At 72.6% G+C, this 390-nt stretch carries 1 protein-coding gene; it reads right to left on the bottom strand.

Annotated elements, in window-relative coordinates; translation table 11 throughout:
- On the bottom strand, positions 1-358 hold a 358-nt coding region (locus IH13_RS39495), incomplete at its 3' end, for a CurL C-terminal domain-containing protein (protein WP_037843522.1).
- Between the last annotated feature and the right edge of the window lie 32 nt (positions 359-390).

The raw sequence follows: 390 nt of genomic DNA on the forward strand, positions 1-390 counted from the left end.
CCGCGAGTTGTCCGGGGACCTCTTCGTCCACGGTCACCTGCGGATCGGTGCCGCCCTCCGAGAGGGCCGTGACGCCACGCAGCAGCGCGTCACGGTCCGCACCGCTGACCACCGCTCGGTGGGTGAACGCCGCACGGCCGGTGGCGAGGGAGAAGGCAACGTCGAGCGCATCGAGTCCCGGACGTCGCAGGAGGTGCGACCGCAGGAGCCCGGCCTGATCCGCCAGGGCCCGTTCCGTCCGGCCCGCCAGCACCCACGGCACAATCGGCGGGGCGACGGCGTCGGCCTCAGCCGGGGCAGGAGGTGCCTGTTCGATGATCGTGTGGGCATTGGTGCCGCTGATCCCGAATGACGACACCCCCGCACGCCACGGCTCCTCCGTCTCCGGCC

It is taken from the genome of Streptomyces sp. NRRL WC-3549, assembly GCF_000721935.1.
Taxonomy (GTDB): Bacteria; Actinomycetota; Actinomycetes; order Streptomycetales; family Streptomycetaceae; genus Streptomyces.